Annotated in this window: 1 pseudogene; it reads right to left on the reverse strand. The window is 39.2% G+C overall.

Features of this window, described 5'->3' with window-relative positions:
• Positions 1-329, reverse strand: a pseudogene (locus POF52_RS31085) (FtsK/SpoIIIE domain-containing protein); the annotation flags it as partial.

Raw genomic sequence — 329 nt, forward strand, 5'->3', positions numbered from 1 at the left:
CACATACGGGAAGTTCCATTTTCTCAATGTGAGGACGAATGGTTTCATACTTGTAAGTAAGCATCTTAGGTAGACTCTTGTGGTGAACGGTGATGCTAAAATTCTTTAGGCTACCATTTATCTCGATGTTGCTGCCTAATACTTGGCGTAAGGCCCATCTCTTTTTGTTTAAAAGTTCAGGATCAATGCCATTCAGTAAGGAAAACGCATAGCGAGTGTAGGTGTGATGATGATCGATTTGATGAATTTTCGGAAATAGATAGGAGGTACGATCCCCACGCTTTATGACTTTATAAATTTCTGCTGTACGAAACGCTTTAATCAATTGA

The sequence above is a fragment of the Priestia sp. AB genome, assembly GCF_028369225.1.
Classification (GTDB): domain Bacteria; phylum Bacillota; class Bacilli; order Bacillales; family Bacillaceae_H; genus Priestia; species Priestia megaterium.